10 protein-coding genes are annotated in these 9,009 nt (G+C 69.4%); 2 read left to right on the top strand and 8 right to left on the bottom strand.

Annotation, left to right across the window (positions count from 1 at the left end):
* Positions 1-149: 149 nt before the first annotated feature.
* From ccsB to BIU95_RS15135, 6 genes are all read right to left on the bottom strand, one after another.
* On the bottom strand, positions 150-1,169 hold the full coding sequence (ccsB, locus tag BIU95_RS15160) for a c-type cytochrome biogenesis protein CcsB (RefSeq protein ID WP_071252054.1): 1,020 nt from the start codon (positions 1,167-1,169) through the stop codon (positions 150-152).
* A 5-nt stretch (positions 1,170-1,174) separates the two neighbouring features.
* Positions 1,175-2,899, bottom strand: coding sequence for a cytochrome c biogenesis protein ResB (locus tag BIU95_RS15155; RefSeq protein ID WP_254783380.1), 1,725 nt, complete (start codon positions 2,897-2,899; stop codon positions 1,175-1,177).
* Complete coding sequence (locus BIU95_RS15150; RefSeq protein WP_042538234.1) at positions 2,883-3,581, bottom strand: cytochrome c biogenesis CcdA family protein; 699 nt, start codon at positions 3,579-3,581, stop codon at positions 2,883-2,885. The genes BIU95_RS15155 and BIU95_RS15150 overlap by 17 nt, the downstream gene beginning before the upstream one ends.
* Before the next feature lie 45 nt (positions 3,582-3,626).
* Complete coding sequence (locus BIU95_RS15145) at positions 3,627-4,253, bottom strand: TlpA disulfide reductase family protein (RefSeq protein ID WP_017888588.1); 627 nt, start codon at positions 4,251-4,253, stop codon at positions 3,627-3,629.
* Complete coding sequence (locus tag BIU95_RS15140) at positions 4,250-4,906, bottom strand: histidine phosphatase family protein (RefSeq protein ID WP_071252038.1); 657 nt, start codon at positions 4,904-4,906, stop codon at positions 4,250-4,252. Before BIU95_RS15140 ends, BIU95_RS15145 begins: the two co-directional genes overlap by 4 nt.
* Before the next feature lie 67 nt (positions 4,907-4,973).
* A complete protein-coding gene (locus tag BIU95_RS15135; protein WP_017888586.1) occupies positions 4,974-6,467 on the bottom strand; it encodes a SulP family inorganic anion transporter in 1,494 nt (497 codons plus the stop codon).
* Between the two features lie 69 nt (positions 6,468-6,536).
* Here BIU95_RS15135 and BIU95_RS15130 point away from each other — a divergent pair, with 69 nt between their 5' ends.
* Positions 6,537-6,911 carry a MerR family transcriptional regulator gene (locus tag BIU95_RS15130; RefSeq protein WP_071252052.1) on the top strand — a complete coding sequence of 125 codons (375 nt, stop codon included), beginning with the start codon at positions 6,537-6,539 and terminating at the stop codon, positions 6,909-6,911.
* Here BIU95_RS15130 and BIU95_RS15125 read toward each other — a convergent pair.
* Both BIU95_RS15125 and BIU95_RS15120 read right to left on the bottom strand, forming a co-directional pair.
* The gene (locus tag BIU95_RS15125) at positions 6,888-7,133 is read right to left on the bottom strand and encodes a hypothetical protein (protein ID WP_139179824.1); all 246 of its coding nucleotides are present in this window, start codon (positions 7,131-7,133) and stop codon (positions 6,888-6,890) included. The two genes, BIU95_RS15130 and BIU95_RS15125, sit on opposite strands and share 24 nt — an antisense overlap.
* Entirely contained in the window at positions 7,133-7,471 is a 339-nt protein-coding gene (locus BIU95_RS15120; protein WP_139179823.1) for a hypothetical protein, read from the bottom strand. Before BIU95_RS15120 ends, BIU95_RS15125 begins: the two co-directional genes overlap by 1 nt.
* A 170-nt stretch (positions 7,472-7,641) precedes the next feature.
* Here BIU95_RS15120 and aspS point away from each other — a divergent pair, with 170 nt between their 5' ends.
* Positions 7,642-8,982 carry an aspartate--tRNA(Asn) ligase gene (aspS, locus tag BIU95_RS15115; RefSeq protein WP_017888582.1) on the top strand — a complete coding sequence of 447 codons (1,341 nt, stop codon included), beginning with the start codon at positions 7,642-7,644 and terminating at the stop codon, positions 8,980-8,982.
* Positions 8,983-9,009: the final 27 nt, after the last annotated feature.

Here is a 9,009-nt window from a genome sequence, read left to right as displayed (position 1 = left end):
CGCCGAGGACGCGGCGTCCAGCCGACACGACGGCGTCTTCCTGTCCGTGGACGCGACCGAACGACGGACGGGAGGCGCGGTACCAGCTGGCACCGCGCCTCCCGTCCGGCCGTGGTCGCGACCAGGGCCGCATCAGCGAGCCGCGTGGTTCACAGACCCGAGTAGCTGTGCAGGCCCTTGAAGAAGACGTTCACGACCGAGAAGTTGAACATCACCGCGGCGAAGCCGATCAAGGCCAGCCAGGACGACCGCGCACCGCGCCAGCCGCGGGTCGCACGGGCGTGGATGTAGCCCGCGTAGACGACCCAGATGATGAAGGTCCAGACCTCTTTCGTGTCCCAGCCCCAGTACCGACCCCAGGCACGCTCGGCCCAGATCGCACCGGCGATCAGGGTGAAGGTCCAGAGGACGAAGCCGACGAGCAGGACGCGGTAGGTCAGGACCTCGAGACGGTCGGCGTCGGGGAGGGTCGCCATGAAGCGGAGCTTGCCGGAGGCGGTGCGGCCCTGGCGGTACGTCTGCACGAGCTGCGCCACCGCGAGCCCCGCCCCGAGCGCAAAGAACCCGGTGCCGGAGATCGCCACGAAGACGTGGATGACGAGCCAGTACGACTGCAGGGCCGGCTGCAGCGGGACGACGGGGACCCAGTAGTTCACCGTCGCGATGCCGAGCAGGATGATCGTCAGGCCCGTGATGAAGACGCCGAGGAACTTCAGGTTCTGCCAGAACTGCACGAGCAGGAAGATCAGCGTGATCAGCGCCGTGCCCGTCAGCGAGAACTCGAACATGTTGCCCCACGGGACACGGTCGGCCGCGATGCCGCGGAGGACGACCGAGGCGACGTGCAGGACGAGCGCGAGGATCGTCATCGCCATGCCGACACGTTCGAACTTCGTGCTGCGGCCGGACGAACCGCCCGCTGGCGGCGCGGCGACCTGCTCGAGCACGACGGTGCCGCCGCGGACGGTCGCGACGGTCTTCGCCGCGCGTGCGGAAGAAGCGCTGGCCGCATCGGCCGAGCTGTCGTCGGCGCCCGTGTTCTTCGCGGCGGCCGTGACCTCGCCGGAGCGTTTGGCCATGTCGAGGGCGAACGAGATGAACGCGACCACGTACACCGCCATCGCGGAGTACGTGAGCACGACCGAGTAGGTCGCGAGGTTCGTGGTCATGTCGTTCACTGGGGCATCCTAACTCCGAGGTCCGACGTGTGGCGCTGTGCGATGTCCGCGACGGCCCGTTCGAGGTTCGGGTCCTCGCCGCGTGCGAGGCCGGCGTACTCGAGGTCGTACTCGCCGCCCTGCGTGTCCTTGCGCGGGACGACCTTCACCCAGACGCGACGGCGCGGGACGAACAGCGAGGTGAGCAGACCGAGGGTGGAGAGCAGGGCGAACCCGCCCACCCACAGCTGCGACGGGTCGTGGTGCACGTCGAGGGAGACGTACCGCTTGACGCCGTCGAACGTGATCGATCCGGCACCGTCCGGGAGCTTCTTCGTCTGCCCCGGCTTCAGCGCGAGGCTCGCCGTCGATGCGTCGGTGCCGGCGATCTGCTTCAGCCCGCCGGTGTTGAGCGTGTACACGCTCTGCGGCACGCCGTCGTCGAGGCCGAGGTCACCGGTGTAGACCTGCAGCGTCAGGAGCGGGTTCTCGGTGTCCGGGTACGAGGACGTGTAGGCGCCGCTCGCGTTCTTCACCGCGGTGGGGTAGAAGAACCCGCGGATCCCGAGCTGGTCCGGCTTGGCGTCCGGGGCCTTGATCACGCCGAGCGAGGTGTAGTTCGCGTCCTGCGGCAGGAACGGCACGACGTCCTTGAACGCCACGTTGCCGTCGCCGTCGCGCACCGTGACCTGCATCGCGTAGCCGTTGCCGAGCAGGTAGACGTTGGTGCCACCCACGTGCAGCGGGTCGTTCACGCCGAGACGGCTGGTCTTCGGCTCGCCGCCCTTCTCGGTGCTCGTGACGGTGGCCGAGTAGTCGAGCGCCTGGCCGAGGGCGTCGAGGTTCCGCTCCTCGTACTTCGTCACGAACTTGTCGAGGGTCAGGTTGTAGCCCTTGAGGTCGGTCTGCTGGAACCAGCGCCCGGGGTTGAACGAGTCGTACGAGCCGAGCACGTTGGAGAACGTCTGGCCCTCCACCAGCAGACGCTGACCGGTGAAGCCGAAGCCACCGCCGACACCGACCGCCAGGAGCACCCCGACGAGGGCCGAGTGGAACACCAGGTTGCCGGTCTCGCGCAGGTAGCCGCGCTCCGCGCTCACCGAGTCGCCGAACCGTTCGACTCGGTACCCGGAGCGCTTCAGGATCGCCATCGCGCGCGTCACCGCTTGCTCGGCGGACGGGAGGCCCGTGGCCGGGTCGATCCCGGTGGTGCCGTCGATCATCGCGTCCGGTTGCACCGCCACGGTGCGGAATCCCGCCAGTCGCGTCAGACGCGCGGGCGTCTTCGGCGGACGGGTGCGCAGGGCCTGCCAGTGGTGCTTCGTGCGGGGCACGATGCAGCCGATGAGCGAGACGAAGAGCAGCAGGTAGATCGCCGAGAACCACACCGAGGTGTAGGTGTCGAAGACCTGGAGCTTGTCGAGGACCGGGAAGAGCTGCGGGTGGTCCGCCTTGTACTGCACGACGCCGTTCGGGTCGGCGGTGCGCTGCGGCACGAGCGAACCCGGGATCGCCGCGAGGGCCAGCAGCATGAGCAGGAACAGCGCCGTGCGCATGCTCGTCAGCTGCCGCCAGAAGAACCGGAGGTACCCGACGAAGCCGAGCTTCGGCTGGTTGACGCCGCCGTCGGTGGGGCCGGAGCCGTCGACGTGGTCGGACGGTCGCTGCGGGTCCGAAGCGGTGTCGGCTCCCTCGCCTGCACCCGTCGGGATGTGCTCGTTCGGGTCAGACCGCGGGGACAAAGCTCTGGATCACCGCCCCGACGCTCGACATGACGGCCGACCAGATTCCGGTGACCATGAGCAGACCGATGACGATCAGGATCGCTCCTCCGATGATGTTGACGGTGCGCATGTGACGCTTCACCGCCGAGATGGCTCCCGTGGCCCAGCCGGCGCCGAGCGCGACGAGGACGAACGGGATGCCGAGCCCGAGGCAGTACGCCACACCGAGCCACATGCCCTGCCAGGCACTGCCCGACTGCACGCTGAGCAGGTTGATGGCCGCGAGGGTCGGGCCGAGGCACGGCGTCCAGCCGAGGCCGAACACGATGCCGAGCAGCGGTGCGCCCAGCAGCCCCGTCGCGGGGGTCCAGCTGGGCTTGATGGTGCGCTGCAGGAACGTGAACCGTCCGACGAACACCAGGCCCATCGCGATGACGACGACCCCGAGGACCTGCGTGATGAGGTCACGCCAGCGGACGAGCCAGAAGCCGAGTGCCCCGAACACCGTCGTGTACGCCACGAACACCGCGGTGAACCCGACGATGAACAGCAGCACACCGAGCACCACACGACCCCGACGCTGCCCGCCCTCGGCGACACCGCCGACGTACCCGAGGTACCCCGGCACGAGCGGCAGCACGCACGGGGACAGGAACGACACGAGCCCGGCGAGCGCCGCCACGGGCAGCGCCACGGCCATCTGGCCGCTCAGGATCGCGTCGGCGAAGGGGTTGGAGGCCACGGGTCAGGAGGCCTTGCCGGCGTCGAGCTCGTCGCTGACCAGGGTCTTCAGGATGCCCGTGCCGTCGACCGCACCGAGGACGCGGGCAGCGACGCGCCCCTTGGTGTCGAGGACGATCGTCGCAGGCACCGCGTTCGGCGCGATCTGCCCGGACATCGCGAGCTGCATCGTGCCCGTGCGCTGGTCGAGGACGGTCGGGTACTGCACGTCGAAGGTGCGCTCGAAGGCGGCCGCGGTCGCTGCTTCGTCGCGGACGTTGACGCCGATGAACGCGACGTCGTCCGAGTCGGCGTACTCGTCGTGCACCTCGTTGAGGTACTTCGCCTCGGCACGGCAGGGCGGGCAGCTGGCGTACCAGAAGTTCAGGACGACGACCTTGCCCCGGAGGTCCTTCGACGAGACGGTGTCGCCGTTCGAGTCCTCGGCCCGGAAGGTCACCGGGTCGGTGCGGTCCTTCGCGGAGACCTCGGTCACCGCGCCGTCACCGGAGATGTAGTTCTGGGTCGTGCCGTTGCCGTACTGCTTCGCGAGGTCGCTGTTGTCCGTCGAGCACCCCGCCAGGGCGAGGGCGGCCACGACGACCGTCGCCGCGATCGTCGCGATGCGCTTCCTGCTGGTCGTGGTCTTCACACTGCTCCTTCGTCGACGGCGGTCGCGCGCAGTTCCTGCGCGGGGTCCGAGTACCCGACCTCGGTGAAGCGACCGCTCGACGTGGCGGGCACACGCTCGACGGTGGTGATGCTCGACAGGTCGCAGCGACGCTTGCGCGGGTCGTGCCACAGGGGCTCCCCCGCGAGCTTCCGGTGGACCATCCAGATCGGCAGCTGGTGGCTGACCAGGACGACGTCGCCCTCGTCGACGCTCTCCCACGCCGTGGTCATCGCCGCGAGCATGCGGTTCGCGATCGACTCGTACGCCTCGCCCCAGCTGGGGCGCAGGGGGTTCGCGATCCACGGCCACTCCGCCGGACGGCCGAGCGAGCGCTTCGTGAACCCGGGGGGCTGCCCCTCGTAGCGGTTGGTCGGCTCGATCAGCCGCTCGTCGAGCGTCACGTCGAGCCCGTAGGCCGCCGACCAGGGCGCGGCGGACTCCTGCGTGCGCTGCAGCGGGGACGCGACGACCCGACGGACGTCGATGCCGGCGTCCTTCCAGGCGGTCGCTGCGGCCTCGGCCATCTGCGCGCCGAGCTCACTCAGCCCGAAGCCCGGGAGCCGGCCGTAGAGGACGCGGCCCGGGTTGTGCACCTCTCCGTGCCGGACGAGGTGGAGACGGGTCGCGGGCATGGGTTCCAGTGTAGGTCGCCCGCGGTTCCCACCGCCCCCTCAGGAGATTCACCGGATGCGGAAGCACTCAGCCGCCGAGCTCTCCGGACAGCCGTCCGTGCAGCGCGATCGACCCCGTGTTGAGGTTCACCACCTCGACCGTCGAGCCGTGCTTGGCGAACCGCTGTTCGACACCGTCGAGCGCCGCGACCGTGGACGCGTCGAACACGTGGGCGTCGGCCATGTCGATGATGATGTGCTCCGGGTCCTCTGCGTAGGAGAACCGCGTGACGAGGTCGTTCGACGAGGCGAAGAACAGCGCCCCACGGACCCGGTACCGCACGGTGCGGTCGTCGACCGGCTCGCGCACCACGGTCACCACGTGCGCCACCCGTCGGGCGAAGACCAGGGCCGCCACGACCACACCGACGAGCACCCCGGTGGCGAGGTTCTCGGTCACGACGACCACCACGACGGTGATGAGCATGACCGCGGTCTCACCGAGCGGCATCCGCCGCAGGGTGCGCGGCCGGATGCTGTGCCAGTCGAAGGTCGCGACGCAGACCATGAGCATGACCGCCGTCAGGGCCGCCATCGGGATCTGGGCGACGAGGTCGTGGAGCACGATCGTCAGGACGAGCACCGAGACGCCGGCAGTGAAGGTCGAGATGCGCGTCCGGGCGCCCGCGGTCTTCACGTTGATCACCGTCTGGCCGATCATCGCGCACCCACCGGTCCCCCCGAAGAACGCCGACGCGATGTTCGCGACGCCCTGGCCCCACGACTCGCGCCACTTGCTCGACCCGGTCTCGGTGATGGAGTCGACGAGCTGCGCGGTGAGCAGCGTCTCGATCAGGCCGACGATCGCGACGCCGAACGCGTAGGGCGCGATGATCTGCAGGGTCTCGAAGCTGAACGGCGTCACGATGCCGTTGAAGCCGGGGAGTGCCGTCGGCAGTGCCCCCTCGTCGCCGACCGTCGGCACGGCCACGCTGAACACCATCGTGATGCCGGTGATGACGACCACCGCGATGAGCGGCGCGGGGATCGCCTTCGTCAGGAACGGGAACCCGACGATGATCGCGATGCCGAGTGCCGTCAGCGGCCAGACGATGAACGGGACGTCGTCGCCGAGCAGGTTCGGCAGCTGGGCGGTGAAGATGAGGATGGCCAGGGCGTTCACGAACGCGACGTTGACGCTGCGCGGGATGAAGCGCATCAGCCGCGCCACCCCGAGGAACCCGAGCAGGAGCTGGAACACACCGCCCAGGACGATCGCGGGCACCAGGTACTCGATCCCGTGCTGTCGGACGAGCGGCGCGATGACGAGCGCCACCGAACCGGCGGCGGCGGACACCATGGCGGGTCGACCGCCCACGATCGAGATCACGATCGCGATGATGACGCTCGAGAAGAGGCCGACCGCGGGATCGACGCCGGCGACGACGGAGAACGAGATCGCCTCGGGGATGAGGGCCAGCGCGGTGACGATGCCGGCCAGGACCTCCCGGGTGAGCATGCGGGGCGAGCGGAGGGCGGCGAGGACGCTCGGGGCCGTCGGCGCGTGTGTGATCACGGACATCGTTCGGAACTCTACCTTCACGTGAGGGTAGAGTCGCGCTCCGTGAGCACCAGCGACGTCCCCGACACGATGCACATCGGCGAACTCGCCGACCGCGCCGGCATGTCCCTGCGCACGATCCGGCACTACGACGAGGTCGGGCTGCTCGTGCCGAGCGGCCGCACCTCCGGCGGGTTCCGGGTGTACACCGCGCAGGACCTGGAACGACTGCTCGTGATCCGCCGGATGAAGCCGCTCGGGTTCACGCTCGACGAGATGGCCGAGCTGCTCCGTGTGGTCGACGCCCTCGCGGCGAAGGACCCCGAGGACGAACCCGCGCTGGCTGCACGTCTCGATGCGTACCTGGACGACGCCCGCACCCGCCACGCGAAGCTCGTCGAGCGCGCCGGCATGGCCGAGGAGTTCATCGGCACCCTCGGGTCACTCCGCGCTTCGCTCCCCTGACGTCGCGCCGTCTTCGGCGAGCACCCTGGCACGCATGCGCTGCCGCTCGAGTTCGAGCTTCAGCTCCCCTTCTTCGACATGGAGCTGCCAGTCGATCGCCCCGCGTTGCGCCCAGTCCCACGGGCTCTCGCCCGGCGCAGGACCGATGTACGGCCGCTCCACGGGAACCGTGTCCTCCTTCCGCACCAGCTCTCGCCAGGCACGGCGCAGACGAGTCGTCATCACTGTCTCCTCTTCTCGATGAACAGTTCCGCCAACACCCTTGCAGCGGGTTCTTCTCCGGCGGGGACTTTCTGCATGTCGTACATCGCCTGCGCCAGATTCCGGCCGATCTCGCGACGCCCGACCTCGGCCGCGGTGATCAGGTCGAACACCACGGTCAACCGCGCCCAGCAGCGGTCCCGTTGCTCCCGCCCGACGTCCCGCCGCCACCGGATGACCGCCCACAGCCCACCGACGAACGCCGCGAGCAGTGTGAACGCCGCAGTGCACAGCGCCACCACCACCACCGCGACCGCCGCAGGCGGCCAGGTCGCGAGCTCCCCCGTCCCCGTCCCCACCCGGTCCCCTCTCGTCCCGCGACCCGGCCACGTCGACAACGCTAGGGAGTCCTCGCACGCCGCCACGGGCCTCCCGGCCATCGGTGGAGAACGCCGGACGCGGGCGGCCCTGTTGAGGGAGGAGCGCTGCCGCCCACGCCCCCGGACGCAGGCGGTTAGACTCGACCACCGTGATCGAACGCACCCGCATCGCCGACCTGGCAGCCCTCCCCGACGGTCCCGTCTCCGTGGCCGGATGGGTCGAGACCGTCCGAGACCAGAAGAAGGTGCAGTTCGTCGTGCTGCGCGACGAGACCGGCGCCGTCCAGCTCGTGAACCCGGCGACGCGCGAGGCCGAGGACGGCGACGACGCCGCACAGTCCGCGCTCGCGACCACCAACGAGATCTCCGGCCTGGCGCACGGCACCTTCGTGCACGTCACCGGCACGCTGAAGCACGACGAGCGCGTGAAGCTCGGCGGGCTCGAGGTCAAGATCGGTGCGCTGCAGGTGGTGAGCGCCGCGATCCCGGAGACCCCGATCGCCGACGACTCGTCGCTCGACAAGCGTCTCGACTGGCGCTTCCTCGACCTGCGCAACCGCAAGCAGAACCTGATCTTCCGCATCCAGACGACGCTCGAGCACGCGTTCCGCACGTACTGGGTCGACCGCGACTACATCGAGATCCACACCCCGAAGCTGATGGCGTCGGCGTCCGAGTCGCGCGCCGAACTGTTCCAGCTCGAGTACTTCGAGACCACCGCCTACCTGGCCCAGTCGCCGCAGAACTTCAAGCAGATGGCGCAGCCGGCCGGCTTCGGTGCCGTGTTCGAGATCGCCGACGCCTTCCGCGCCGACCCCTCGTTCACGAGCCGTCACGCCACCGAGTTCACCAGCGTCGACGCCGAGTTCTCGTGGATCGAGTCCCACGAGGACGTCATGGCGATGCACGAAGCGGTCCTGGTCGCCGGCATCACCGCCGTCAAGGAGAAGTACGGCAAGGACATCGAAGAGGTCTTCGGCTTCGAGCTGCAGGTCCCCGCGACGCCGTTCCCCCGCGTGACCCTGGCCGACGCGCGCAAGATCGTCGCCGACAGCGGCTACGACGTCGTCCGCGCCGACGGCGACCTGGACCCCGAGGGCGAGCGCCGCGTCGCCGCCTGGGCGAAGGAGCACCACGGCTCCGAGTTCGTCTTCGTCACGGAGTACGACGCCTCGATCCGGCCGTACTACCACATGCGGAAGCCCGGCGACCCGTCGGTCACCAACAGCTACGACCTCATCTTCAACGGCGCCGAGATCTCCACAGGTGCCCAGCGCGAGCACCGTGTCGACGTGCTCGAGGCGCAGGCCGTCGAGAAGGGTCTCGACCCGGAGGAGCTCGGCTGGTACCTCGACTTCTTCCGCTACGGCGTCCCGCCGCACGGCGGCTTCGGCATGGGCCTCGCGCGCGTGCTGATGCTCATGCTCGGTGAGCCGTCGATCCGCGAGGTCACGTACCTGTTCCGTGGCCCGACGCGCCTGACCCCGTAGTCACCAGCGAGTGAGCAGAAGAGGTCG

It is taken from the genome of Curtobacterium sp. MCBA15_007, assembly GCF_001864905.1.
GTDB lineage: Bacteria > Actinomycetota > Actinomycetes > Actinomycetales > Microbacteriaceae > Curtobacterium > Curtobacterium poinsettiae.
This window is presented reverse-complemented; position numbering and strand designations above follow the sequence as displayed.

Bases quoted from the DNA above. Each gene is read 5' to 3' on its own strand.
- BIU95_RS15130 (WP_071252052.1), top strand. From the start codon at position 6,537: ATGCACATCGGCGAACTCGCCGACCGCGCCGGCATGTCCCTGCGCACG.
- ccsB (WP_071252054.1), bottom strand. From the start codon at position 1,169: ATGACCACGAACCTCGCGACCTACTCGGTCGTGCTCACGTACTCCGCG.
- BIU95_RS15125 (WP_139179824.1), bottom strand. From the start codon at position 7,133: ATGACGACTCGTCTGCGCCGTGCCTGGCGAGAGCTGGTGCGGAAGGAG.
- BIU95_RS15135 (WP_017888586.1), bottom strand. From the start codon at position 6,467: ATGTCCGTGATCACACACGCGCCGACGGCCCCGAGCGTCCTCGCCGCC.
- BIU95_RS15140 (WP_071252038.1), bottom strand. From the start codon at position 4,906: ATGCCCGCGACCCGTCTCCACCTCGTCCGGCACGGAGAGGTGCACAAC.
- BIU95_RS15150 (WP_042538234.1), bottom strand. From the start codon at position 3,581: ATGGCCGTGGCGCTGCCCGTGGCGGCGCTCGCCGGGCTCGTGTCGTTC.